Annotated in this window: 22 protein-coding genes and 3 tRNA genes; 14 read left to right on the forward strand and 11 right to left on the reverse strand. The window is 61.5% G+C overall.

The annotated features are described in order from the left end of the window. Positions 1–289: 289 nt before the first annotated feature. Together HCZ87_RS03265 and HCZ87_RS03270 are read right to left on the reverse strand one after the other, a co-directional pair. Positions 290–364 (reverse strand) — tRNA-Asn (locus tag HCZ87_RS03265). Between the two features lie 69 nt (positions 365–433). Continuing rightward, positions 434–1,357, reverse strand: coding sequence for an MBL fold metallo-hydrolase (locus HCZ87_RS03270; RefSeq protein WP_167642342.1), 924 nt, complete (start codon positions 1,355–1,357; stop codon positions 434–436). 55 nt (positions 1,358–1,412) lie between these two features. Between HCZ87_RS03270 and HCZ87_RS03275 the strand changes: the two genes are divergently transcribed. Beyond that, positions 1,413–2,741 (forward strand): ATP-binding protein, encoded by a 1,329-nt coding sequence (locus HCZ87_RS03275; protein WP_167642343.1) that lies wholly within the window; start codon positions 1,413–1,415, stop codon positions 2,739–2,741. Between the two features lie 251 nt (positions 2,742–2,992). Here the strand turns inward: HCZ87_RS03275 and HCZ87_RS03280 are convergent, their stop codons facing one another. Then, positions 2,993–4,816, reverse strand: coding sequence for a methyl-accepting chemotaxis protein (locus HCZ87_RS03280; protein WP_167642344.1), 1,824 nt, complete (start codon positions 4,814–4,816; stop codon positions 2,993–2,995). Between the two features lie 265 nt (positions 4,817–5,081). Here HCZ87_RS03280 and HCZ87_RS03285 point away from each other — a divergent pair. Next, positions 5,082–5,156: transfer RNA gene (locus HCZ87_RS03285), tRNA-Asn, on the forward strand. A 335-nt stretch (positions 5,157–5,491) separates the two neighbouring features. On the opposite strand, the gene HCZ87_RS03290 is transcribed toward HCZ87_RS03285, so the two are convergent. Both HCZ87_RS03290 and HCZ87_RS03295 read right to left on the reverse strand, forming a co-directional pair. Beyond that, a tRNA-Ile gene (locus tag HCZ87_RS03290) sits at positions 5,492–5,567 on the reverse strand. Between the two features lie 15 nt (positions 5,568–5,582). After that, positions 5,583–6,533: a LysR family transcriptional regulator gene (locus HCZ87_RS03295; RefSeq protein ID WP_167642345.1), complete on the reverse strand. Its 951-nt coding sequence runs from the start codon at positions 6,531–6,533 to the stop codon at positions 5,583–5,585. A gap of 121 nt (positions 6,534–6,654) precedes the next feature. Between HCZ87_RS03295 and HCZ87_RS03300 the strand changes: the two genes are divergently transcribed. The 4 genes from HCZ87_RS03300 to rnd all read left to right on the forward strand — a co-directional run bounded on the left by HCZ87_RS03300 (position 6,655) and on the right by rnd (position 10,675). Further along, a complete protein-coding gene (locus HCZ87_RS03300) occupies positions 6,655–7,623 on the forward strand; it encodes an MBL fold metallo-hydrolase (protein ID WP_167642346.1) in 969 nt (322 codons plus the stop codon). Positions 7,624–7,770: 147 nt separating this feature from the next. Further along, a complete protein-coding gene (purM, locus tag HCZ87_RS03305; protein WP_167642347.1) occupies positions 7,771–8,817 on the forward strand; it encodes a phosphoribosylformylglycinamidine cyclo-ligase in 1,047 nt (348 codons plus the stop codon). After that, positions 8,814–9,419 (forward strand): phosphoribosylglycinamide formyltransferase, encoded by a 606-nt coding sequence (purN, locus tag HCZ87_RS03310; protein ID WP_167642348.1) that lies wholly within the window; start codon positions 8,814–8,816, stop codon positions 9,417–9,419. Before purM ends, purN begins: the two co-directional genes overlap by 4 nt. Before the next feature lie 98 nt (positions 9,420–9,517). Further along, positions 9,518–10,675 carry a ribonuclease D gene (gene rnd / locus HCZ87_RS03315; RefSeq protein ID WP_167642349.1) on the forward strand — a complete coding sequence of 386 codons (1,158 nt, stop codon included), beginning with the start codon at positions 9,518–9,520 and terminating at the stop codon, positions 10,673–10,675. Positions 10,676–10,812: 137 nt separating this feature from the next. On the opposite strand, the gene HCZ87_RS03320 is transcribed toward rnd, so the two are convergent. Continuing rightward, positions 10,813–11,334 (reverse strand): hypothetical protein, encoded by a 522-nt coding sequence (locus HCZ87_RS03320; protein ID WP_167642350.1) that lies wholly within the window; start codon positions 11,332–11,334, stop codon positions 10,813–10,815. 131 nt (positions 11,335–11,465) lie between these two features. Between HCZ87_RS03320 and HCZ87_RS03325 the strand changes: the two genes are divergently transcribed. Beyond that, positions 11,466–11,876, forward strand: coding sequence for a SufE family protein (locus HCZ87_RS03325; protein WP_167642351.1), 411 nt, complete (start codon positions 11,466–11,468; stop codon positions 11,874–11,876). Between the two features lie 75 nt (positions 11,877–11,951). Here the strand turns inward: HCZ87_RS03325 and HCZ87_RS03330 are convergent, their stop codons facing one another. Both HCZ87_RS03330 and HCZ87_RS03335 read right to left on the reverse strand, forming a co-directional pair. Then, on the reverse strand, positions 11,952–12,620 hold the full coding sequence (locus tag HCZ87_RS03330) for a DUF1638 domain-containing protein (RefSeq protein ID WP_254868504.1): 669 nt from the start codon (positions 12,618–12,620) through the stop codon (positions 11,952–11,954). 58 nt (positions 12,621–12,678) lie between these two features. Continuing rightward, positions 12,679–13,377, reverse strand: coding sequence for a B12-binding domain-containing protein (locus tag HCZ87_RS03335; protein WP_167642353.1), 699 nt, complete (start codon positions 13,375–13,377; stop codon positions 12,679–12,681). 221 nt (positions 13,378–13,598) lie between these two features. Here HCZ87_RS03335 and HCZ87_RS03340 point away from each other — a divergent pair, with 221 nt between their 5' ends. Together HCZ87_RS03340 and HCZ87_RS03345 are read left to right on the forward strand one after the other, a co-directional pair. Then, positions 13,599–14,678: a PA0069 family radical SAM protein gene (locus tag HCZ87_RS03340; RefSeq protein WP_167642354.1), complete on the forward strand. Its 1,080-nt coding sequence runs from the start codon at positions 13,599–13,601 to the stop codon at positions 14,676–14,678. Between the two features lie 28 nt (positions 14,679–14,706). Beyond that, on the forward strand, positions 14,707–14,925 hold the full coding sequence (locus HCZ87_RS03345) for a DUF6500 family protein (protein WP_167642355.1): 219 nt from the start codon (positions 14,707–14,709) through the stop codon (positions 14,923–14,925). A 79-nt stretch (positions 14,926–15,004) separates the two neighbouring features. Here the strand turns inward: HCZ87_RS03345 and bmt are convergent, their stop codons facing one another. From bmt to HCZ87_RS03360, 3 genes are all read right to left on the reverse strand, one after another. Beyond that, positions 15,005–16,027, reverse strand: a complete 1,023-nt coding sequence (gene bmt, locus HCZ87_RS03350) for a betaine--homocysteine S-methyltransferase (RefSeq protein WP_167642356.1) — start codon at positions 16,025–16,027, stop codon at positions 15,005–15,007. Between the two features lie 65 nt (positions 16,028–16,092). Then, the gene (locus HCZ87_RS03355) at positions 16,093–17,997 is read right to left on the reverse strand and encodes a phosphatidylglycerol lysyltransferase domain-containing protein (RefSeq protein WP_167642357.1); all 1,905 of its coding nucleotides are present in this window, start codon (positions 17,995–17,997) and stop codon (positions 16,093–16,095) included. A 109-nt stretch (positions 17,998–18,106) separates the two neighbouring features. Then, positions 18,107–18,436, reverse strand: coding sequence for a DUF1476 domain-containing protein (locus HCZ87_RS03360; protein ID WP_167642358.1), 330 nt, complete (start codon positions 18,434–18,436; stop codon positions 18,107–18,109). 422 nt (positions 18,437–18,858) lie between these two features. Between HCZ87_RS03360 and purC the strand changes: the two genes are divergently transcribed. The 5 genes from purC to HCZ87_RS03385 all read left to right on the forward strand — a co-directional run bounded on the left by purC (position 18,859) and on the right by HCZ87_RS03385 (position 23,748). After that, the gene (purC, locus tag HCZ87_RS03365; protein ID WP_167642359.1) at positions 18,859–19,620 is read left to right on the forward strand and encodes a phosphoribosylaminoimidazolesuccinocarboxamide synthase; all 762 of its coding nucleotides are present in this window, start codon (positions 18,859–18,861) and stop codon (positions 19,618–19,620) included. 103 nt (positions 19,621–19,723) lie between these two features. Beyond that, entirely contained in the window at positions 19,724–19,954 is a 231-nt protein-coding gene (gene purS / locus HCZ87_RS03370) for a phosphoribosylformylglycinamidine synthase subunit PurS (protein ID WP_005607046.1), read from the forward strand. Beyond that, positions 19,954–20,622 (forward strand): phosphoribosylformylglycinamidine synthase subunit PurQ, encoded by a 669-nt coding sequence (purQ, locus tag HCZ87_RS03375; RefSeq protein WP_167642360.1) that lies wholly within the window; start codon positions 19,954–19,956, stop codon positions 20,620–20,622. The genes purS and purQ overlap by 1 nt, the downstream gene beginning before the upstream one ends. A gap of 36 nt (positions 20,623–20,658) precedes the next feature. Beyond that, positions 20,659–22,452 carry an ATP-binding protein gene (locus HCZ87_RS03380; protein ID WP_175582132.1) on the forward strand — a complete coding sequence of 598 codons (1,794 nt, stop codon included), beginning with the start codon at positions 20,659–20,661 and terminating at the stop codon, positions 22,450–22,452. Between the two features lie 3 nt (positions 22,453–22,455). Next, complete coding sequence (locus tag HCZ87_RS03385; RefSeq protein ID WP_167642361.1) at positions 22,456–23,748, forward strand: sigma-54 dependent transcriptional regulator; 1,293 nt, start codon at positions 22,456–22,458, stop codon at positions 23,746–23,748. Positions 23,749–23,774: the final 26 nt, after the last annotated feature.

Here is a 23,774-nt window from a genome sequence, read left to right on the forward strand (position 1 = left end):
GGAGGTCGGGCCTCCTCTAGCATTTCATTCGATGAATGAAGCGGCAACCAAGGCCCGACGCGATCTGTCTCGCGGTGGGAAGTGACAAGAAAAGTCCGCAAAGGCCGAGAATATGGATATCGAATTTCATAGGTTCTGCACCGCAGACCAGCATCAGGCGCTGGGTTCATGGCAAATCGCGCTATCTTGTATCAGCGCCGCATTGCTTACCATATGCTTGCGCATGCCAAACACCCCCTGAGCCACCTAACTGAGGTGTCTTGTAAATCTATGATCTACTTGGGGATTTTGGCTCCGGCGGTAGGGATCGAACCTACGACCAATTGATTAACAGTCAACTGCTCTACCGCTGAGCTACGCCGGAGTGTGAGCGACCGTATAGCGAGGGGATTTCGGGGCGTCCAGAGCGAATTTGCCTGTGCGGGCAAAAAATTCAGATATCAGCCGCAAAGCGGACCTGTGTCGTTAGGGGGCCGAGGGCCTGGGCTTTGCCACGTTGGTGAAGGTCGACCAGATGTGCAAAAACATTTCGCTCCGCGGCCAGGAGAAGGGCGCTTGGGGTCTCTGTGTAGATCAGTTGGGTCAATTCCGCTGCATTTGCGCTTGCGCGGCGCAAATGGTCGAGAATTGCCGTTTCACGCGACAATCTGTGTTCGATCAACCAGTCAAGTCGCGCTGCCGGCTCTGACACTTGATCACCATGCCCGGGCAGAAAGCGCGTCCAGCGGCGATGCTGTAAACGTCGGCATGAGGCCATGAAATCGGTCAGGTCACCGTCGGGGGGCGAGACCAGGGAACTTGCCCATCCCATGACATGATCGCCGGAGAACAGGGTGTCGCCAAGCGCAAAGCAGAGATGATTGCCGATATGGCCGGGCGTGTGCAGCGCTTCAAGTGACCAGCCCTCCGCCGAGACCACCTCGCCGTCTTTGAGGCACCGGTCGCAAGCGAACTCGCGATCCATCCCTTCGCCGCCGTCAGCGACCCCCTGGGTGACGAGTTCTTCCATGATGGCGCTGCGTCCGGCGCGGAAATCGCCGAATGCAAGGATCGGCGCGCCGGTCTCTGCCTGAAGCGCGGCGGCGAGCGGTGAATGGTCCAGATGGCTATGAGTGACAAGGATATGGCTGATCCGTTGCCCCGGCTCCAACGCCGCAAGCAGCGCGGCAAGGTGGCTCGACGAGGCGGGGCCAGGGTCAATAACAGCAATGTCGCGGGTGCCGATCAGATAGCTATTGGTGCCACGATAGGTCATGGGCGACGGGTTCGGAGCGAGAATGCGGCGCACCATTGGCGTGATCTGTTCCGGCACCCCGGGTTTAGGGTTGAACCCATCCGTTGCTTGCGCTCTGCTCATTGGATCATCCTCTTGGGGCAAATGCCCGGCAATTTTCCTCCGCTTAGGCTTAGCCATGAACCTCTCGCGCCTCAAACACTATATGCCACGACTGCCCAGCGGGATTTACGGTCGGGCGGCCCTGATCCTGTTGATGCCGGTTGTGGTGTTGCAGATCGTTGTGTCCTTTGCGTTTATCCGTCGCGATCTTGAAAATATCACCCGCCAGATGGCGCAGACCATGTCGCGTGAGTTCATCATGATCAACGACGAGATCGGCGGCGCGCAAACACAGGAGGAGGCGATGGCGCGGCTGGCGCCGTTGCTGCGCCCCTTGCAGATCAAGCTGCGTTTCCTGGCACCTGATGAGCAGATTCCGCCGGATCAGATCTCGTTTGAGGATTTTTCGGGCCGCATCGTGCGCTCGACGCTTCGTCTGACCCTGCCGAATTTCGAATCGATCCAGTTGCCGGAGGGGCGACAGATTCGCGTCATTATGGATACCGACCTCGGACCGCTGGAGATGGAGTTTAGTCGCAGGCGCGTGAGCGCCGCGGCGCCGCACCAGTTGATTGTGACCATGGTGGTCTTTGGTTTTTTGCTGGTGGTGATCGCCATGGCCTATATGCGCAATCAGCTGCGACCGATCAAACGATTGGCCGAAGCCGCCGAGGCCTTTGGCCGGGGCCGGATGATTCCCTACCAACCCCGCGGCGCCACCGAAGTCCGCGCCGCGGGCGCTGCTTTTGTTGACATGCGCGCGCGCATTGATCGTCAGATTGAACAGCGCACGCTGATGCTGTCCGGGGTGAGCCATGATTTGCGCACTCCTTTGACCCGGCTCAAGTTGAGCCTGTCGTTTCTGGAGGATGAGGACGCCGCGTCGATGCGCCAGGACGTGCGCGAGATGGAAGAGATGGTCGATGCTTTCCTTGATTTCTCCCGGGGTGTGACAACCAGCGAAATGGAAGAGAGCGATCCCGGCGAGCTGGTGCAAGACGCGATAGAGGATTGGGTGCGTCAGGGAAAAAACGTGCAGCTGATCGACCTGTCAGGCAATCGGGTGGTGCCCTTGCGGGCGGCAGCGGTGCGTCGTGCGCTGGACAATCTCATCTCCAACGCGGTGCGCTATGGCACGCAAGCGCGGGTTTCGGTGGCGGTCACTCAGAAATCCCTGCGCATCCGGGTGGATGACGACGGGCCCGGCATTCCCGAAGACCTGCGCGGAGACGCCATGCGCCCCTTTACGCGATTGGATCCCGCCCGCAATCAGGACCGCGGCACCGGCGTCGGGCTGGGCTTGGCCATCGTGGCCGATATTGCACGCGCGCATGGCGGGATTTTGCGCCTGGGCACCAGCGATGACCTGGGGGGGTTGCGCGCAGATATCGTTATTGCGCTTTGACAAGAACGGCCGTTTCCGCGCAAGCGCGCCAGGCGGAGCTTTCTGCACGGGCGCTGTGGCAGCTATAGTGGCGCCTTGACTAAAAAACGGCTCCTCCGCGCAGGATGCAGATGTGTGCTTACTTCGCGGGCGACATCGAGTACCCCCCTCGGACTGCCATTCCTTGCAACGTGAAAAAGCTGGTCTCCATAGTGGAAACCAGCTCCTGTCTTGATGGATGGCAAGGGGAAGGCCCCTGCCGTCATTGCAATCTAGAAGTCATCCCAGATCTTGGAATTGCCACTGTCAGCTCCAACCGCGGCTTTGGTCGGCTCGGGGGTGTAGTCCCAATCCTCGCCATAAGCAGAGGGCGCTGCGATCTCTTCTTCTGCATCCGGCTTGGCCGCCATGACATGGACGTTGCTCTGGGCGTTACCCAGCTTGAAGTGAGAGACCATACCGGCAAGGTTGGTGGCGTTGGCCTTCAACATGTGGCTTGCGGCTGTGGCTTCTTCGACCATCGCGGCGTTTTGCTGGGTCACCTGATCCAGTTCCACCATCCCGCTGTTGATATCACCAAGCCCGGCGGATTGCTCGCTCGCACCCTGTGCGATATCGGAAATCAGGCCAGAGATCTGGGTGACGCGCTCCACGATATTGTGCAGCGCTTCGCCTGCTTTGCCAACCAGATCGACGCCGCGCTCCACCTGTTTGGAGGAATCGCCGATAAGCGTCTTGATCTCCATCGCCGCGTCAGAGGATCGCTGCGCAAGGGCGCGCACCTCGGAGGCAACCACGGCAAAGCCCCGTCCAGCCTCGCCGGCCCGCGCCGCCTCAACACCAGCGTTCAGCGCCAAGAGGTTGGTTTGGAAGGCAATGTCGTCAATCACACCGATGATCTGCGAGATATGGCTCGAGGATTGTTCGATTTCGGTCATTGCAGAGACGGCGCTGTTCACAACTGTGCCGCTATTGACCGCCTCAGCCTTGGCTTCATCCATGGTATTGGAAACGCTGGTTGCCCCCTCGGCTGCCTGGCGCACCGATGCGGTCAACTCGTCCAGCGCCGCAGCTGTTTCTTCAAGCGTTGCGGCCTGGCTTTCGGTCCTGCGCGCAAGGTCATCAGAGGCGGAACTGATCTCGGTCGAGCCATTCTGAATGCTCTCAGCTGCATCAACCACCGCAGAGACGGTATCAAACAAACGATGCACCAAGGCGTTGAAGTCTTCGCGCAGTTTTTCGTATTCCGCCGGGAAGTCTTCGTCGATCTTCACCGTGAGATCGCCGGTGGAGAGTTCCCCAAGCGCGTGGCTCAGCACTGTGACAACATGCTCCTGGGCCGCGTCTTGCTTGCGCTTTTCTTCTTCCATGCGCTGCTGTTCCGCAGAGGTATTGCGAAAATCGACCAGAGCCTTGCCGAGCGCACCGATTTCATCGCGACGATCCGCTTCCGGGATGTCCCGGGTCAGATCGCCATGCTGAAGCGCGTCGATATGGGTCACCACATCCCCGATGGGACGCGAGACCGCGACTGCGATCATGTAAAAGATGATCGAAAACCCTGCGAAGATCGCAAAGCCAAGCCCTGCGGCCACCACATTGGCATGCATGATCTGGTTGGAAATGATCGAGGTATCCAATGCCCAGATCATGTTGCCCGCCTGCTCGCCGTCAAAGAGCAGCGGCGTCATGAAATAGGTGTAGTCCCCCACCTCCATACGCGGCTCTTCCGACTGGAGCATTTCGTCGGCATGCGCGATCCAATCCTCCTGCATTGTGTCGCCGATATGGGCTTCGGCAAGAACGGCGCCACTGCTAACCACACGGGCAAAGACAAAAGTCTCGCGCTCCGCCAAGGAGCGTAGCGTGGTATTCGCAAGCTCCTCGTCGTAGTTCCATGCGGCAGTCGCCAGCGGGGCCGCAATATAGGATTCGGTGAGCACGACCTGCTCTTCAAACCCTGAATATAGGGCGGTGGACAGGCGTTGAGCCCAGAACGTCGTGATGACGCCGATCATCATCAACAAGCCAGCCATCCCAGGGAGCAGGATCTTTTGTTTTACTGGCATGTTACGGAACCAAGACTTCAAGAACATGATGTCCCTCCAATTCGTTTGGGCTGACATTGCCACAGGAGAATTTTTTTTTCGTTAAACCGGCTCCGCATGATGGCTGGCTGCGTAAAAGCACCCTCAATGTCATAATATTCTTTAATATGAATGACCTGTGAGGTTCTCGCGAGCCGTGAGGGGACGCAGGAGAAAGCCGGGACGCTCACCAAATTCCCCTGCAAAAAATCGCGAATACTGTAATATTTTCTCTGGACGCCCCGAAATCCCCTCGCTATACGGTCGCTCACACTCCGGCGTAGCTCAGCGGTAGAGCAGTTGACTGTTAATCAATTGGTCGTAGGTTCGATCCCTACCGCCGGAGCCAAATTCTCCTTGAGAATACAAGATGATAAAGGCCGCCTCCACAGGGCGGCTTTCGTCATTTTTGGCCGGAGGAGCCAACATTCCACACTGTTTGATGGCTTCAAGCCGCTTTGATTGATCGTCGAAGTGTTTCGCGCCGCCGAGAAGGCCCAAACGGTGCGCATGGCGGCGGTGTTGCGCGTTCACGAAAGCGTCCGCCATATCGTGATCGACGAAGCTCTGCACTGTGTCGAAACTGTTTCGAATATGACATATGCGCCGCCATCTCTGCGGTACTCTGATCGCGAACAACAGACTCGCGCGTTTGGCCGAGAGGGAACAGATGTATCTGGGGAATGGTAGGCCCGGCAGGATTCGAACCTGCAACCAAAGCGTTATGAGCGCTCTGCTCTAACCGTTGAGCTACAGGCCCACCTGGAAAAACTGGTTAGGTAATGGTGGCGGAGAGGTCAAGCGGTGATTGAGCGCGAGGCGGGCGATCCTGCGGGTGCAGCGCCTCTTGCAGCCGCTCGGCAATGCCGTCGATAATCAGCTCTCGTCGCCGGTCTCGGCTGTGGCGAGACGGGTAGACGGCGAAGATATCCTTGTTGGGCGCGGTCCAGTCTGGCAGCACCCGCTCATAGGTGCCACTGCGGAGCAGCTCCTGAACAAAGAACAGCGGAGCGCGGGTGTAGCCGGCACCATTGCTGACGGCCCGCATGATGAGTTCGGGATCATCCGCCGTGAACCCGACCCGGATCGGCGCCAGCGACTCCACCCCGTCACGCAACATGGGGAAGAATCCCTTGGTCTGGTCTTCGTGATATTGGATGAATTTCAACCGCTTGAGGTCCTCTGGCCGTTGTGGGCGGCCGATGTTGTCGAGGTAGCCCGAGGTGGCAAAAAGCACGGTTTCAATCTCGCCGATGCGCCGCCCGACGCCATCGGTATCGCCCAGGCGACCGGAGCGAATGGCGAGATCGAAATTCTCCCGCACCACATTGACCAGCCGGTCATCCACCCGCATCACGATATTGAGGTCCTCATGCTGCTGATCGAGCTCCAGCAGCAGCGGCCCGACCACTTTGCGCGCAAGGAACGTGTTGACGCTGATGCGGAACACGCCAGAGAGGCTGGTGTCCAACACGCTGAGTTCCGCCAACATCCGGTCATAGCCGCCCAGAAGGCCCTGGGCGTGATCATAGACCAGCTCTCCGGCGCGGGTGGCGCGGACGCCCTGCGCGGTGCGGTGCAAGAGCTGTTGACCGATGAGCTGTTCGAGCTGTTTGATCTGCTGGCTGATCGCCGATTGAGTCAGGCTGCGTCGCTGTGCGGCGCGGTTGAGGCTACCTTCGTCCAGCGCGACCGTAAAAGTTTCGAGAAGCGTCAATCGGTCCATGGGCTTGCCTATTAGGAGTGCTAATATCCCTTATTAGCCCGTTGCGGCTGCCGAAGGCCAGTTTGGCCAGGTAACTATTCAGTGTTCGCTGATGTGGCGGGCAGAGATATTGGAGGTTTTTATGACACTTTTGCGCAGATCCGTGCTTCAGTCGATCGGCCTGGGGGCCGCGTCCCTTGCTGTTCCGTCCTTCGGGCGTCGGGCACAGGCGGCGGCGCCGGGGCCCGCTCCGGTGCTGCACCGGTTCCACATTGGCGACGCGACGGTGACCGCGCTGCTGGACGGGCACCTGGCACTGCCGACGGCGGCCTTTACCGGCTCTGATCCGGCGGCGGTCGAGGCGGCGCTGGCGGGCACGCTCTATCAGGCCAAGGATGGCGGGGTGGAGATCCCGGTCAATGGCTATCTGGTGGAACGGGGGGGCAAATACACGCTGATCGACACCGGCACCGCGCAGCTGATGGGGCCTGACCTTGGCGGGTTGAGCGCGGCGTTGGCGGCCTCGGGGGTGGCGGCGGCGGATATTTCCACCGTCTTGCTGACACACATGCACCCGGATCACGCCGGTGGGCTGTTGGCGGCGGATGGCAGCGCGGCCTTTCCCAACGCCGAACTTGTGATCGCGGAAACCGAATGGGGGTTCTGGCAGGACGATGCCATCATGGCCTCGGTTCCCGCGGATGCGCAGGGGTTCTTTCAGATGGCGCGCAACACCACCGCGCCCTATGCGGACCGGCTCAAACTGTTCTCGGGCGAGGTCGAGGCGGCGCCCGGCTTTACCGCAGTGCCGCTGCCGGGCCACACGCCGGGGCACAGCGGGTTCATGCTGGACGGTGGCGATACGCAGCTGTTGATCTGGGGCGATATCGTGCACAGCACCGCCTTGCAGTTCCCGCATCCCGAATGGACGATCCCCTTTGATGTGGATCAGGCGCTGGCCGCACAGACCCGCAAGGCGATGTTTGAGCGGGCCGCCGCCGACCAGCTGCTGGTGACCGGAATGCATATTGATTTCCCGGGTCTGGGGCAGGTGGCGCGCGAGGGCGATTCCTTTGCCTTTCATCAGGCGCCCTGGCAATTTGGCATCTAGCTACGGGGGCAGGCGCGTGACGCTGCACCAATAGATAAAATGTCACTCCCTTTGGGCGGGTTTCACCCGGGGGAGTGGCGTATTCCCTGGTTCCCTTCGCGCGCCCTATAGGATAAAGCCACTCCAACATTGCGAAGGAGCCATGCGATGACCAGCGGCAAGAACGGTTTGACCTATGCGGATGCAGGGGTGGATATTGATGCGGGCAACGAATTGGTGGACCGGATCAAACCGGCAGCCAAGCGCACCAATCGCTCCGGCGTGATGAGCGGGCTGGGGGGCTTTGGCGCCCTGTTTGATCTCAAGGCCGCCGGTTTTGAAGATCCGATTCTGGTTGGCGCCACCGATGGTGTGGGCACCAAGCTGCGCATCGCGATCGACACTGGCCATGTGGATGGCGTCGGTATCGACCTGGTTGCCATGTGCGTCAACGATCTGGTCTGTCAGGGCGCCGAGCCGCTGTTCTTCCTGGATTATTTCGCCACCGGCAAGCTGGAAACCGAGGTCGCGGCGCGCATCATCGAAGGCATTGCCGAGGGCTGTGTGCGCTCGGGCTGTGCGCTGATCGGGGGCGAGACCGCAGAGATGCCCGGCATGTACCCCAAGGGTGATTTTGATCTGGCCGGTTTTGCTGTTGGCGCGATGGAGCGCGGCGCGACGCTGCCCGCCAATGTCGCCGAAGGGGACGTGCTCTTGGGGTTGCGCTCTGACGGGGTGCATTCCAACGGCTATTCGCTGGTGCGCCAGATCGTGAAATACTCCGGCCTCGACTGGGATGCGGCGAGCCCCTTTGGCACCGGCACCCTGGGCGAGGCGCTGCTGACGCCGACGCGGCTTTATGTGAAGCAGGCGCTGGCGGCGGTGCGCGCGGGCGGCGTCAACGCGCTGGCCCATATCACTGGCGGTGGTCTCACCGAGAACCTGCCGCGCGTCCTGCCCGAAGGCATGGGCGCCGAGATCGACCTCAGCGCCTGGGTGGTGCCCAGCGTCTTTAACTGGTTGGCCCTGACCGGCGGCATTGAAGAATCCGAAATGCTCAAGACCTTTAACTGCGGCATCGGCATGATCCTGGTTGTCAGCGCAGACCGCGCCGACGCGCTGACCGAGGTGCTGACGGGCGAGGGCGAAACCGTCTCCCGCCTTGGCACCGTGGTCGCGGGCGAGGGGGTTCGCTACTCCGGCGGGCTGCTGTGAGCACCAAGAAGACAGTCGCCATTCTGGTTTCCGGCGGGGGCTCCAATATGGTGGCCCTCGTTGACAGCATGTTGCAGGACTCCAGCCATCCGGGCCGCCCCTGTCTGGTGCTGTCAAACAACGCCGATGCGGGCGGGCTGCGCAAGGCCGCCGAGCGCGGTGTTGCCACGGCGGTGGTGGATCACCGCCCCTTTGGCGAGGATCGCGCGGCGTTTGAGGCCGAGCTGGTCAAGCCAATCCTTGAGGCCGGCGCCGATGTGGTCTGCCTTGCGGGCTTCATGCGGGTGCTGACCGCAGGCTTCGTCAGCCAGTTTGAAGGGCGGATGCTGAACATTCACCCCTCGCTCTTGCCGAAATACAAGGGGCTGCACACCCATGCCCGCGCGCTGGAGGCGGGTGACAGCCGCCATGGCTGCACCGTGCATGAGGTGACGCCGCGTTTGGATGACGGCCCGCTGCTGGGCCAGGCCGAGGTGCCGATCCTGCCGGGCGATACGCCCGATCTGCTGGCGGCGCGGGTGCTGAAACAGGAACATCGGCTCTATCCGGCTGTGCTTGCACGGTTTCTGCGCGGTGAGCGCGAGATGCTGCACCTCGACTGACGCTGCGTTCAAGAGGGTTTGCAACCGAGGCTGGTACGGCGTATCAAGGGCGGACCCGAGCGGGCCAACCCTATAAAAACCGGCAAAGACGCATCTGCATGAAAACTCTGACAACCACCGACGAACTGCGCAGCTTTTGTGAAGAGGCTGCGAATTATCCTTATGTGACGGTGGATACCGAGTTCCTGCGCGAACGCACCTATTATTCGAAACTCTGCCTCGTGCAGCTGGCCTTCAAGGGTGACGGCGAGACGGACGCGGTGCTGCTGGATCCGCTGGCCAAGGGGCTGTCGCTGGAGCCGCTTTATGATCTGTTCCGCAACGAGAATGTGGTCAAGGTCTTTCACGCCGCGCGTCAGGATCTGGAGATCTTCTGGGTTGATGCGCAGGTGTTCCCCAAGCCCCTGTTTGACACCCAGGTCGCCGCAATGGTCTGCGGCTTTGGCGAGCAGGTCGGCTATGAAACCCTGGTGCGTAAGATTTGCAAACAGGGGGTCGACAAGACCTCGCGCTTTACCGATTGGTCGCGCCGCCCGCTGAGCGAGGCGCAGAAAACCTATGCTTTGGCCGATGTGACCCATCTGCGCCTGATCTACGAATATCTGCGCAAGGAACTGGACAAGACCAAGCGCAGCCATTGGGTCGCGGAAGAGCTGCAAGTTCTGACCGATCCGGCGACCTATACGGTGGTGCCGGAAAACGCCTGGCGCCGGGTCAAGACGCGCACCAACTCTGGCAAATTCCTCGCCGTGGTGCGCGAATTGGCAGCCTTTCGCGAGGAATATGCCCAAACCAATAACGTGCCGCGCAACCGGGTGTTCAAGGATGACGCGCTGGTGGAGCTCGCCTCGACCAAACCGCAAACCCCTGCCGACCTTGGCGGCTCGCGCCTGCTGCTGCGTGAGGCCCGCAAGGGCGTGATCGCCGATGGCATCCTCAAGGCGGTGGAGCGCGGCGTGAACTGTCCGCAGGATCAGATGCCGCAGCCGGATCGCTCGCGCGAGAAGATGCAAATCAACGGCGCGCTGGCGGATCTGCTGCGGGTGTTGCTGAAGGCCAAGACCGAAACCTCGGGTGTTGCCGCCAAGCTGATCGCGCCCTCGGCCGATCTGGATGCGATTGCCGCCGGGGAACGTGATGTGCCCGCGCTGCATGGCTGGCGCCTTGAGGTCTTTGGCGCCGATGCGCTGCGTCTGTGCGAGGGCAAGATCGCGCTCGCGGCCAAAGGGCAACAGGTGAAGGTGGTCGAGGTCTGACCCCCGGGAACAGTCTGATGCGGCACCGGCCAAGCGCATAATGCGCTTTGCCGGTGGCAGAGGTCTGGATTTATATCAGTGATATCAGCGGGTCACGCGGCAGCCTGCTGCGGTGACCCAAAGCGGCGAGGGCTGCGTCAGCGACGGCTCTCTCGCGCGTTTTCCTTGCCCACGACCCGAATGCGATGGACGCCGCGCAGGTCCTGATTGGACAGGCTGACAGCGGCGCGAATGGTGCGCGTCGCCTCGGTGCCGCGATAGGTGGCTTTTTCAGGGTAGGTCACGCGGAAGGTATATTCCAGCTCGCCGGGGCCTTGTGCTTCTGTCGGAACCAGCACGGCGTCATAGGCACCGTTGCGCGCCGCCTCGCCAACCACTGTGACGATGGCCCCGGTCGGGGTGCGGCTGATCGACATATCCTTGATCAGGGCGATGGGCAGGCTGCGATCTTCCTGTACCTCGTCGCGTGAGCCCAGAAGATTGGCGCGGTCCTCTTCCTGCGGGATCAGCGGGTTCAGGTTTTCATCCACGCTGGCCTCAACGCGGCTTTCGCGGGATTTGCCAAACCAGTTTGTCGGATTGATCCGGGAGTCGCGCCATCCACCACAGGAGGAGAGGACCAGAGTGCCAATCAAGAGAGCGCCGAATGTGATACGCATAAATACCTGCCGCGGTCAGAGTGTCTTGTAAATCTGGTTACCCGATTGCGACGCCGTTGAAAAGCGGTTGAAAAGACATGGCGGCTGGCCTAGGTGCTGGCTGTTCCTGATATTGAGAGATGAGAGCTGTCATGGCCACTGCTGCTTTTGAAGAGATCGTCGAGGATTTTGAGTTCTTTGATGACTGGGAGGATCGCTATCGCCATGTGATCGAACAGGGCAAGGCGATGGAGCCGCTCTCTGACGCGCTGAAAGTGCCGGCCACCAAGGTCGATGGCTGCGCCAGCCAGGTCTGGCTGCATGTACAGATCGACGGGGACAGGCTGCATTTTGACGGTGACAGCGATGCGATGATTGTAAAGGGGCTGATCGCAGTGTTGCGCAAGCTGTACAACGGCTTGACCCTTGCCGAGGTTCTGGCGGTGGATGCCCGCGCGGAAATGGGACGGCTTGGGCTGAACGATCATCTGTCCGCGCAGCGCTCCAACGGGCTGCGGGCCATGATAGAGCGCATCCGCGAAACCGCCGCGGCGCAGATCTAGAGCCAGAAGACAGGGGCGCTGCCCCTCTTGGCCCGGGGGCCAATTCACCCCGGGATATTTCGAGTTAGAAGAAGATCAGGCGCCGCCCCATTTGGTGAGCGTGGGTTCCAGATCGCCATAGCCGGTATGGCGATGCTCAAACCTCAGCCCCATGCGGGTCGCGCAGGCGCGCGCTTTCTCCACCAGATGCGGGTCCGCTACCTGTGATTGGTAGACCAGTGTGGTGTAATTGCCAAAAATCATGTCGCGCAGCTCGGGGTTCTTGTCGAGCCCCATCGGGCGCCAGATGAAGGCGTCGAACTGTTTGACCAGAAAATCGGTAAGGTAGAAGGCGGTGATTTCGCCGTCGTCGGCGCGGTCTTGGAATTTCGCGTTGCCCTCAAAAAAGGCATAGCAATGGGGGCCGGGGACCATCTCCACCCCCAGTTCGGCGCATTTCTGTTGCAGCAGGCCACCGGTGCCGCAATCGGCATAGACCACATAGATCCGATCATAGGTCGCGCGGTGTTTTTTCACGGCGGCCTCGACATGGGCAACGATCTGGTCGGGATAAAGATGCAGCTTGGCCGGCAGGCAGGTCAGATCCAGGTGATCGAGACTATTGGCGGCTGTGATGTCGAGGATCTCGCGCGCCAAGGCACCGCAGGCGATCAGCAGGATGCGTCCCGTTTTGCGCTCCGGTGCGGCGAGCCCCCGTTCGGTGAGGCTTTTTTCGTCAAGAGAGGTTCCGCTGGGCAGCGGCATCGCGGCCCGCCGTTGCAGGCGAGCCGCGCGTCCGCGTCTTGGCGACGCGGTGCTCATATCAGGCGTTTGCTGAGTTGTGCTTGCGCGCAACAAAATCCTTGGCCATTTCAACCGCAACGGCGGCATCGCGGCAATAGCCGTCAGCACCGATCGCCTTGCCGAATTCCTCGTTTAGCGGTGCGCCACCGACCAGCACAACATAATCGTCGCGCTTGCCTTGCTCGATCATCGTGTCGATCACGACCTTCATATAGGGCATGGTGGTGGTGAGCAGGGCGGACATGCCGAGGATGTCGGGCTTGTGCTCGTCGAGCGCTTCCAGATAGTTTTCGACCGGGTTGTTGATGCCGATATCGACCACCTCAAAGCCGGCCCCTTCCATCATCATCGAGACGAGGTTCTTGCCGATGTCGTGGATGTCGCCTTTGACGGTGCCGATCACCATGGAGCCCATGCGCGGCGCACCGGTGGAGGCGAGCAGGGGTTTCAGGATGGACATGCCGCCCTTCATCGCGTTTGCAGCCAGCAGAACTTCGGGCACAAAAAGGATACCATCGCGGAAGTCGGCGCCAACGATGGTCATGCCGCCAACCAGCGCTTCGGTCAGGATCTTGTAGGGCGCCCAGCCGCGCTCCAGGAGGATATTCACCCCTTCTTCGATCTCTTCCTTGAGACCGTCGTAGAGGTCGTCGAACATCTGTTGAACCAGTTCCTCGTCGTCGAGGTCTGCGAGGATGATGTCTTCTTCTTCCGACATATCTGTGTTCCTTAGCTGGCGGGCGAACCCGGTTTGGCCATTATTTTTTATCGTTTTGTGACAGATGCGACAATCGGAACTGTTTCGATTGCGACCTCGCGGCGCGTTGTACCGACCTCTGTGATGAAAACCGCGCTGTTCTCATGCCGTTATCGCCTGATTTTCTCTGCATCTGCGCAAGTGTTCTTTATTTGTTCCCATTGGTGTGGCATAGCAAGAGTATGTTGGAAAAATCTTGTCAAACCTTAAAACGTCGCAAAACACGCGCGGCGCTCAGCAATGCGGCGGGGCGGTTCGATTTGAGCCGCGAGGCAGAGTCGGATGGCTGGTATCAGGCGGAGGACTCGCCCTCGCCGGTGACAGAGATTCGCAGCGAAATGGCGCGCAGTCTGATCTCTTACAACAAGTCGCCGGATCTGCCCTTTGATCGCTCCATCAACCCCTATCGGGGCTGCGAGCACGGCTGCATCTATTGTTTTGCGCGGCCGAGCCATGCCTATCTGGGCTTGTCGCCGGGGCTGGATTTCGAGACCCGTCTGGTGGCGCGCAGCAATGCGCCGGAGATCCTGCGCAAGGAGTTATCCTCCCGCAGTTACAAGGTCGCGCCGCTGGCGATCGGCACCAATACCGACCCCTACCAACCCTGCGAGCGGGATCATGGGCTGATGCGGCGCTGTCTTGAGGTTCTGCGGGACTTTAACCACCCGGTTGCCATCGTCACCAAGGGCACGATGATTGAGCGCGACATTGATATCCTGTCGGAAATGGCCGCGCTTGGGCTGGTCAGGGTGGGGATTTCGGTCACCACGCTGGATGCGGATCTGTCGCGGCGGATGGAACCCCGGGTGCCAGTTCCCGCCCGGCGATTGGCGACCATCAACCGCTTGCACCTTGCGGGTATTCCGGTGCGGATCATGACCTCGCCGCTGGTGCCGGGGCTTACGGATCACGAGGTGGAGGCGCTGCTGGCGGCGGGATCGGAGGCCGGTGCCGATGCGGCGAGCTGGATCATGCTTCGCTTGCCGCGGGAGGTGTCGGTGTTGTGGCAGGAATGGCTGCGCGAGCATGAACCGGGCCGGGCGGAAAAGGTCATGGCCCGGCTGCGCGAAATGCATGGGGGGCGCGATTATGATCCACGCTGGGGTCATCGCATGCGCGGCGAGGGGGAATATGCCGACATGATCGCACGGCGGTTCAAATTGGCCTGCGCGCGCTTGGGCCTGGCAGAGAAAGCGCCGCCCTTGCGCTGCGATCTGTTTGCAAAACCGGCGCAGGCGGGGGATCAGCTGGCGCTGTTCTAGCGGAATTTCAGACGGAAGGTCGAACGCGATGCGACAAAGCCTGCGAGACAAGATCATTCACGTGTGCGACCAGAAGATCGCTCAAAAAGGCGAAGGCGTTGGCCTGTCGTTCTATGCCTTCTTTGCCAATCGCAATGATGATCCTGAACTGCTGATGGAGGCGGCCACCTGGTGGATTGCCAGCCATCAGTTGGATCATTTCGAAAAGGCAGTGAAAATCAGGGATATGGTTGCCGCCGGAAAATAACCCGGCGACTGCTGGCGCCGCGACGGCAAAGGGCGGCTCTGGGGAAGCCGCCCAGGTGTGATGTGCCGTGATGTTGGGTTTAACCGCGACGGCGGCCTCTGCGCGCGCGCCGCTCTTGGCCGGTTTCCGCCCCGTCTTCTGTGCCGTCATTGGCAGAGCTGAAGGGGCCGAGCAGTTCGACGATATGCTCCAGCGTCGGGCGTTCGCCGCGCGGACGGCTGTCCAGCGCCTCGCGCATCTTGCGCAGATGCTCCGGCATGGTGCCGCAGCAGCCACCGATGATCTTGGCGCCGGCATCCCGGGCCAGGACGGCATATTCGCCCATCAAGTCAGGCGTGCCGTCATAATGGATATGGCCATCGACATATTTCGGAATGCCCGCGTTGCCCTTTGAAATGATCGGTCGTTCCGTGCCCTGCGCCGCAAAGCCAAGCACGGTGCGCAGGATATCGGAGGATCCGGTGCCGCAGTTTGCACCAAAGGCGAGCGGGGCGTTTTCGAACTCTTCAACCAGTTTGACCATATCGGCGGAGGTCACGCCCATCATGGTACGTCCCGCAGTGTCAAAGCTCATGGTGCCGCACCAGGGCATATCCGCCAGTTTGAACGCCTCGGCGGCGGCGCGGAATTCTTCGGGGGCAGAGATTGTCTCCAGCCAGAGGACGTCAGCGCCGCCTTCCTTGAGCGCATCGGCCTGTTCGTGGAACATTTCCACCGCCAGCGCATGGCTCATGCTGCCGACGGGTTCCATGATTTCGCCAGTGGGGCCGACCGAGCCGGCAACGGCGATCTTGCGCCCGGCAGTGTCGGCGACCTCGCGGCCGAGTTCCGCGGCGACGCGGTTCAGCTCGCGCACGCGCCCCTGCGCATTGTGCAGTTTCAAGCGCGCGGCGGTGCCGCCAAAGCTGTTGGTCAGGAAGAGATCGCTGCCCGCGTCCACGGATCCCTGATAGAGCGCCTTGATCTTGCCGGGCTCATCGGTGTTCCACAGTTCCGGCGCGTCGCCGGACTGGAGCCCCATGGCGAACAGATTGGTGCCTGTTGCTCCATCGGCCAGCAGCACATCGCGGCTTGCCATCAGGTCGAGGAAACTATTGCTCATCTTGGTATCCACTTGCCAGATCTGGGCTCGGGCGTGGCACGCCCGTTGCCGGATGTGTCCGTCTCTCACGCGGTCCGTTTGATCGCAACCGCATTTTCCTCAAGATCAACATGAGGATCCTGCAAGGTCAGCGTTTGTTGCGGCAGGTTGAAGTCCGGGCGGATCGGGCGATGCACAAGGCGGGTCATCTCGGCCAGCGCGAGCGCCATTTGCGGCCAGCTCGGCGCGGCCATGTAACGGGTTTCCCAATGGGGTGCAAAGCAGGATTTGAACTGGCGCAACCCGTTGTCATAGCGCTGTGCCAATCTGTGATCCGGCACAGCAGAGAGCGAGAGCCGCGCCACACCGCAGATCCTGGCCGCCTCGATCGCCGCGCGCACCAGCGCATGTCCGGTGCCGTCCGGCGCGCCGGGCAGTTGGCGGACCAGATCAAGGCACCATTCATTGGCGCAGCGGTGAAAGGTCATAAAGCCGACGAGCCGATCCTCGATCCGGGCGAGAAATGTCATCTGAATGGCGACATAGCCCGGTTCGAACTGCCCCATGGTGGTGCCGCGCGCGCTCCCGTGCTGGGCGATCCAGGCGGCATCGACCTCGGCCATTTCGCGCAGCGGCAGGCTGTTCCAGGCCGGTTCCACCGTCACGCCGGATTTCTCAGCATGGCGCAGTTTGCGACGTAGCTGCCGGAAGGCGGAGCCCTGTTCGGAGAAATCCGCAGGAAACAGGATGGCATCCTGCGCCACCCGAAGCACCTTCCATCCCTGTGCGCGGGCGGTAAGCGCCATGCGGGGGCCGCATTTGTAGAAACAGGCGGCGGTATTGCGAGAGCGGGCATGCCGCGCCAGGGCCTCGGGGATTTCATCGCGACGCCCGGTCATCGGGTCAAACAGCACGGTGGAGAGCTGGGGCGTGTCCAGGATCGCGACCTGATTGAGCCCAAAGGCCATGACATGACCGCCATTTTGCAGGATAACCGCGGTTTCTGCCTGTGGGCGGTCAAACGGCTGGCTGGCGGCGACACGCGCATCGGCGCCAAGAAGATCCACTTCCTCGCTTTCTTCAGGCAGGCCATAGCGCATCAGCGAAGGCCAGAGCAGCAAGGCCCCCCCGAGGGCCGCCGGCAGCCCGTAATAGACCGCGCGAAAGGCCAGGAGCCCGGCCACCAGGACGGCTGCATCCGCGCCGGGAAGCATGGCCAGCATGGCGAGTTCTAGCGGGCCGGCACCGCCGGGAGAGGAGGAGACGATCGCCAGGCCAAGCGCTAGGAAATAGGCAGGCAGAAGCGCGGCGAAGGTCAGCCCATGTCCTTCCGGCAAAAGCAGCCAGAGGGTGGTGCAGGCAAATGTGACGTCCAGCAGCGCCCAGAACATCAGCGCAAAGATCGCCTGCAAGGAGGGCAACCTGAGTTTCAACCCGCGCAGACGCCATTCGGGATGCAGAAAACACAGAACGACCGCAGTCGTGGCCAGCGCCAGAATGGCAAGCCCGGCGCCGCGCATGGCGAGCGTTGGCGCCACCAGCATAAGCGTCACGCCGCAGATCACCGCAAGCGCGGTCATGAAGGTGATCCCGACAAAGCCGGTCAGCTGCGCGGCCTGCAAGGGCGACAGCTGCGGCAGCAGTCGCCAGCGGGCAAAGGAGCCGGACAGCAGGCCAAAGCCCACCGCCTGGGAAAAGGCGATCGAGGCCATGCCGGCACGTCGGGCCAGGGGCTCCTCCAGTTCGGTGCGCAGATGCCGATGCGCCACCGCATCATATCGGCCCAGGGCCCAGAAGCTGAGTATCGTGGTGCTGATCGCGCCAAGCCAGCTGAGCGGGGTGACCTGTTGCGTCAGCGCCAGCAGTTGCGGCAGGGCCGGCAGGTCCGCATGCCCCGCCAGAACCACCAAAGAGCCCACCATGATGACAAGCGGTGCGGCCACGCGCAAAAGGGTGCCAAGAGTGTTTTTACGCGGGGCGCGTTGTGTCATGTCAAACATCCGCCGTTCTTGTTTATCTCAGGGCCGCAACCGGCCGAGGGAGCGTCAGCAAAGCTGATGGACGGGTGTCGTCACGCCACCGTATGTCCTGCGTCGCCAATCACCCTGTGGGGCTCGGCGCTGAAAGATGAGCCATCGCCTGTTGCGACAGTTCCGCGATCTTGTCGCGGATCGCTGCGGGGCTGACCCTTGTCTCAAGATCCCGCGTCAACCGTTCCAGAAGGGCCTCTTCGCCCTGCGCATCGCCGCTCAGGACGGTTTGTACCAAGGTCTGCGCATAGGCGGTTGCGGCCTCTTCGCGATGCCCAAGCACGTCTGCGGCCCAGAGACCAAGCAATTTGTTGCGCCGCGCCAGCGTCTGGAATTTTACTTCTTGCTCCCGGGCGAATTTATTCTCGAATGCCCGTTCTCGATCATCAAAAGTTGTCACCTCTGTTACTCCCTTCGTGCCTGCCACCATCCAAACCCAGGGAAAAGCCCTGAGCCAAGCCATGGGGCGAGCCCTAATATAGCACATCTAAGGCATGCTCTGAATTCACCGATAGGTGTGCGGCGCGCCATTCTGGACGCTGAACCGCGGTCCCCACCACGGGAGGCCGAACATCCTGGGATGTCCGTATGCGTTCCATCCAAGCTAGCGTCAGTTGCTGAATAAAGCGTCAACGCAATGGGGGATATCGGCGCAAAATAGGACAGGTGTTCGCAAAATCGCATATGTGGGAGGCGCGGCGCGCGCCGGGCGGTGAAAGAGCGCCCCCGTCTTGCGGCGCGCTTGCGGGATGCGCCCCCTTGCACTATGAGAACGCTACGGATCGGGGCAGATTCCCGGTTGTCGATACCGAAAGGCTCTCCATGGCGCGGCGTAAGAAAATCTACGAAGGCAAGGCTAAAACCCTTTATGAAGGTCCCGAACCGGGCACCATCGTCCAGTACTTCAAGGACGACGCCACCGCCTTCAACGCCGAAAAACACGCGGTGATCGAGGGCAAGGGGGTGTTGAACAACATCCTCAGCGAATTTTTCATGCTGGGCCTCGGCCAGATCGGCGTGCCGACCCATTTCCTGAAACGGTTGAACATGCGCGAGCAGCTGGTGCGCTCCTGTGAGATCATCCCGCTGGAAATTATCGTACGCAACTATGCCGCCGGCACGATCTGCAAGCGGCTCGGCATTGACGAGGGCACGCAGCTGCCGCGTCCGGTGGTGGAATATTGCTACAAGGACGACGCGCTTGGCGATCCGCTGGTCACCGAGGAACATATCGCCGCCTTTGGCTGGGCCAGCCAGCAGGATATGGACGACATCCTGAGCCTGGCGCTGCGGGTCAATGATTTCATGTCTGGCGTCATGCTGGCCGTGGGAATCCGCCTGGTGGACTTCAAGATCGAAATTGGCCGCATTTACGATGGTGATTTCCAGCGTCTGGTGGTGGCCGATGAGATCAGCCCCGACAGCTGCCGCCTCTGGGATATCAAGACCGGTCAGAAGCTCGACAAGGACGTGTTCCGCCGCGATCTCGGCAGCCTCACCGACGCTTATACCGAAGTGGCCCGCCGTTTGGGCGTGATGCCGAACAATCCGCCCGCGCCCGGCAAGCCGACGCTGGTGAATTAAGAACATCCCGCAAGATCAGCGCAGAGCCGGTCTTGCGGGTTTTTGATTGCTAACAGGGCAGGGCGGCTGGCTCCCTCCCCGCAGGAACTTGAGGAAAGACGCGATGAAGGCACGGGTGCATGTGATGCTCAAGAACGGGGTTCTCGATCCGCAGGGAGAGGCCGTGCGTCACGCGCTTGGCGCGCTTGGCTTTGACAAGGTCGAAGGCGTGCGTCAGGGCAAGGTGATCGACCTGGAGCTGGCCGAGGGCGCCACCGAGGCCGATGTGACCGAAATGTGCGAAAAGCTGCTCGCCAATACGGTCATCGAATCCTACAGCGTCGAGATCCAGTGATGAAGGCCGCCGTCGTCGTTTTCCCCGGATCCAACTGTGATCGCGACCTCGCCGTGGCCTTTGAACAGGCGGGTTTTGAAGTCTCCATGGTCTGGCACAAGGACAGCCAGCTGCCGGAAGGTGTCGATATTGTCGGCGTGCCGGGCGGGTTCTCCTATGGCGACTATCTGCGCTGCGGCGCCATCGCGGCGCAATCGCCGATCTGCAAGGCCGTGGTCGCCCATGCCGAGCGCGGCGGCTATGCGCTTGGGGTCTGTAACGGCTTTCAGATCCTGACCGAGACCGGCGTGCTGCCGGGCGCCCTGCTGCGCAATGCGGGTCTGAAATACATCTGCAAAACCATCGCGTTGTCGGTTGCCACCTCAGACAGCGCCTTTACCCAGGGCTATACTGCGGGTGACGTGATCGGGGTGCCGATTGCCCACCACGATGGCAACTACTATGCCGATGACGCCACCGTGCAGGCGTTAAAGGATCAGGACCGCATTGCCTTTACCTATGTGGACAATCCCAACGGCTCCGTCGCCGATATCGCCGGTATCCTGTCAGAAAACCGCCGCGTGCTGGGCATGATGCCCCACCCGGAGCGGGCGGCGGATGAAGGCCACGGCGGCACCGATGGCGTGGCGATGTTCCGCGCATTGTCCGGCCTCTTGACGGCGGCATGACTTGAGCCTCAGGGGCGGCCCTTTTAGTGTGACGCTATGACTGCCCCTGAGCAAACCTCGGGCCCCGTGCCCGGCGCAACGTCCAAGCGCCCGCGCGCCTCGCGGTCGCGGACGATCTCCTGGCGGGTGCGGATGGCGCTTGTGGTCTTTATGGCGATTGCCGGGGCCACTGTCTGGTTCACCAACAAGACCCTGACCAATAATTTCACCGAAACCACCCGCAACCGGGCGGAGCTGCGTCTGGCGCTTTACTCCGGCAACCTGGTGAGCGAACTGCGCCGCCATGCCATCGTGCCGCAGCTCTTGTCGCGCGATCAGGCGCTGATTTCGGCCCTGCAAAGCCAGGATTTCTCGCTCTCGACCCAGCGGCTGATTTCCTTCATCGACGAGATCGGCGCCGCCTCGATCACCCTGATGGACCGCGACGGGCGCACCGTGGCGGCAACGGATCGGGTGCGCCTGGGCGAAGTCTATCGCAACGCGCCGTTTTTCGTGGATGCGATCCGCTCCAATTCCACCGTTTTCTCGGTGATCCCGCGCGAGGTGCGGGGCTATCAGTTCACCTATTCGCGGCGGCTGGTGGACAGCAGCGGCACCATCGGCGTGATCATGGTCGAGGTGGATCTGCAAAAATTCGAACGCGCCTGGGCGGGGATCTCGGATGCGGTGATGGTGGCCGACAGCACCGGCAAGGTGGTGCTGGCAACCGAGGCCCGCTGGCGTGGCCTTTCGGAGGCGGAGGCGCTGAAGGAGCAAACCCCCGAAGGCGCGATCCAGCGCGCGATCCGTGCCACCGCCGATTGGACCGCGCTGCCTGCGGATGTCTATTTGCAGGGCGAGGCGGTGATGCGGCTGGAAACCCGGGTGCCCTTCCAGGGCTGGCGGATGATGTCCTACACCACCTATGATTCGATCCGCGAACAGGTGAACGCGGTGATTGCGCTCGAAATCATGGGGTTCGCGATCTTTCTGGCGCTGGCCTTCTATGCGCTCAGCCGCAAGACGGCGCTGCGCATGGCGCTGTTTCAGCGCGAGTCGGCGGAGCTTCGCGTGTTGAACACCAGGCTCCAGCGGGAAATCGCCGAGCGTGAACGGGTTCAAAAGACCCTCGCCGTGGCCGAACAGAGCCTGGCGCAGAGCTCCAAACTCGCGGCCCTCGGCGAGATGTCCGCCGCCGTCAGTCACGAGTTGAACCAGCCCCTGGCGGCGATGAAGACCTACCTTGCGGGGGCCCGGCTGCTGCTGCAACGCAACCGCCCGGAGGAGGCGCTTTCGTCCTTTGGCCGCATTGATGATCTGATCGAACGGATGGGCGCGATCACCCGGCAGCTCAAATCCTACGCGCGTAAGGGCGGGGACGCATTCAGCCCTGTAAATATGGGCGAAGCGCTGGCGTCCTCGCTGTCGATGATGGAGCCGCAGCTGCGTCAGCGCCACGTCAAGATCACCCGGATCCTGCCGGACGAAACGGTCTATGTGATGGCGGATCGCATGCGCCTGGAGCAGGTGATGGTGAACCTCTTGCGCAATGCGCTCGACGCCACCAAATCAGTAGAGGAGCCCGAGGTGGAAATTCTTCTGGCTGCGGGGGAAACTGCGACGCTGGCGGTGCGGGACAATGGCGAGGGCATTCAGAATTTCGACAGCCTGTTCGAGCCGTTTTACACCACCAAGCAGCCCGGCGACGGGGTTGGTCTGGGGCTTGCCATCTCCTCGGGGATCGTGAACGACCTAGGGGGCCGGTTGACGGCCCGCAATTCCGAGGCGGGCGGCGCGGTATTTGAAATGCAACTGCCGATCCTGGTGGACGGCATCGAGGCCGCTGAATAGGACATGCGCCAATCCATCAGCCAATGGCTGGCGCTGTCGGGCTATGACACCGAGACCTTTGCCAGCGCCGAGGATGCGCTGAAGACGCTGGGGCCGGATTACCCGGGCATCGTGATCTCCGATATCAAAATGCCCGGCATGGATGGGATGCAGTTCCTGAAAAAGCTGATGGGCTCGGACAGCTCCTTGCCGGTGATCATGATCACCGGTCACGGCGATGTGCCGATGGCGGTCGAAGCGATGCGGGTGGGGGCGTTTGATTTCCTCGAAAAGCCCTTCAACCCGGATCGGATGTCGGAGCTGGCCAAACGCGCCACCGGCGCGCGCCGCCTGACCATGGACACCCGCGCCCTGCGCCGGGAGCTGTCCGATGGCGGTCAGATCATGAAGAAGCTGATCGGCACCAGCCCGGTGATGGACCGCCTGCGCGAGGATATCCTCGATCTGGGTCAGGCCGATGGCCATGTGCTGATCGACGGCGAGACCGGCACCGGCAAGACGCTGGTGGCGCATGCGCTTCATGCGGTGGGCAGCCGCGCGGGCAAGAAATTTGTGCTGATTTCCTGTGCCGCGCTGGAAGAAGACGCGCTGGCAAAGCGCCTGTTTGGTCCGATGCAGCCCGAAGACAGCCTGCTGCCCGCGGTGGAAGAGGCGCGCGGCGGCACTCTGGTTCTTGAGGATATCGAGGCGCTCTCGGAGCCCTTGCAGGCCAAGCTTCTGAGCTTCATCAACGAGCAGGGCACTCCCGGCGAGACCCGCATTATCGCGATTTCCAACCTGCAGGAGGCCGGCAAGACCTCCGAGGATGTGCTGCGGGCGGATCTGTTCTATCGTCTCGCTGCGCTCAGGATCACCGTGCCGCCGCTGCGCCAGCGCGGCGAGGATATCCTGACGCTGTTTACCCGCCTGTCCGAGCAATTCTCCGAGGAATATGGCTGCGAGGCGCCCCAGGTTGCGGCGCAGGAGGCGGCGCAGCTCTTGCAGGCGCCCTGGCCGGGCAACGTGCGCCAGCTGATCAATGTGGCGGAACGCGCGGTGCTGCAATCGCGGCGCGGTTCGGGCACCATTGCGTCCTTGTTGATGTCCGACCACGAGGACATGCAGCCGGTGATGACCACCGAAGGCAAGCCGTTGAAAGAATATGTCGAAGCCTTTGAGCGCATGTTGATCGACAACACCATGCGCCGCCACAAGGGCTCGATCACCTCGGTGATGGAAGAGCTCTGCCTGCCGCGCCGGACGCTGAACGAGAAAATGGCCAAATACGGCCTGCAACGTTCGGATTACCTGGGCTAGGGGCGGACCTGCCGCAAGACTGTACG

This window comes from Phaeobacter sp. HF9A, assembly GCF_011806385.1.
In the GTDB taxonomy this organism is placed as follows: Bacteria; Pseudomonadota; Alphaproteobacteria; order Rhodobacterales; family Rhodobacteraceae; genus Epibacterium.

Bases quoted from the DNA above. Each gene is read 5' to 3' on its own strand.
- HCZ87_RS03355 (WP_167642357.1), bottom strand. From the start codon at position 17,997: ATGACACAACGCGCCCCGCGTAAAAACACTCTTGGCACCCTTTTGCGC.
- purQ (WP_167642360.1), top strand. From the start codon at position 19,954: ATGAAGGCCGCCGTCGTCGTTTTCCCCGGATCCAACTGTGATCGCGAC.
- purM (WP_167642347.1), top strand. From the start codon at position 7,771: ATGACCAGCGGCAAGAACGGTTTGACCTATGCGGATGCAGGGGTGGAT.
- HCZ87_RS03385 (WP_167642361.1), top strand. From the start codon at position 22,456: ATGCGCCAATCCATCAGCCAATGGCTGGCGCTGTCGGGCTATGACACC.
- HCZ87_RS03295 (WP_167642345.1), bottom strand. From the start codon at position 6,533: ATGGACCGATTGACGCTTCTCGAAACTTTTACGGTCGCGCTGGACGAA.
- HCZ87_RS03330 (WP_254868504.1), bottom strand. From the start codon at position 12,620: ATGCCGCTGCCCAGCGGAACCTCTCTTGACGAAAAAAGCCTCACCGAA.
- purC (WP_167642359.1), top strand. From the start codon at position 18,859: ATGGCGCGGCGTAAGAAAATCTACGAAGGCAAGGCTAAAACCCTTTAT.
- purS (WP_005607046.1), top strand. From the start codon at position 19,724: ATGAAGGCACGGGTGCATGTGATGCTCAAGAACGGGGTTCTCGATCCG.
- bmt (WP_167642356.1), bottom strand. From the start codon at position 16,027: ATGAGCAATAGTTTCCTCGACCTGATGGCAAGCCGCGATGTGCTGCTG.
- HCZ87_RS03270 (WP_167642342.1), bottom strand. From the start codon at position 1,357: ATGAGCAGAGCGCAAGCAACGGATGGGTTCAACCCTAAACCCGGGGTG.
- HCZ87_RS03320 (WP_167642350.1), bottom strand. From the start codon at position 11,334: ATGCGTATCACATTCGGCGCTCTCTTGATTGGCACTCTGGTCCTCTCC.
- HCZ87_RS03345 (WP_167642355.1), top strand. From the start codon at position 14,707: ATGCGACAAAGCCTGCGAGACAAGATCATTCACGTGTGCGACCAGAAG.
- rnd (WP_167642349.1), top strand. From the start codon at position 9,518: ATGAAAACTCTGACAACCACCGACGAACTGCGCAGCTTTTGTGAAGAG.
- HCZ87_RS03335 (WP_167642353.1), bottom strand. From the start codon at position 13,377: ATGTCGGAAGAAGAAGACATCATCCTCGCAGACCTCGACGACGAGGAA.
- HCZ87_RS03380 (WP_175582132.1), top strand. From the start codon at position 20,659: ATGACTGCCCCTGAGCAAACCTCGGGCCCCGTGCCCGGCGCAACGTCC.
- HCZ87_RS03325 (WP_167642351.1), top strand. From the start codon at position 11,466: ATGGCCACTGCTGCTTTTGAAGAGATCGTCGAGGATTTTGAGTTCTTT.
- HCZ87_RS03275 (WP_167642343.1), top strand. From the start codon at position 1,413: ATGAACCTCTCGCGCCTCAAACACTATATGCCACGACTGCCCAGCGGG.
- HCZ87_RS03300 (WP_167642346.1), top strand. From the start codon at position 6,655: ATGACACTTTTGCGCAGATCCGTGCTTCAGTCGATCGGCCTGGGGGCC.
- HCZ87_RS03280 (WP_167642344.1), bottom strand. From the start codon at position 4,816: ATGTTCTTGAAGTCTTGGTTCCGTAACATGCCAGTAAAACAAAAGATC.
- HCZ87_RS03340 (WP_167642354.1), top strand. From the start codon at position 13,599: ATGTTGGAAAAATCTTGTCAAACCTTAAAACGTCGCAAAACACGCGCG.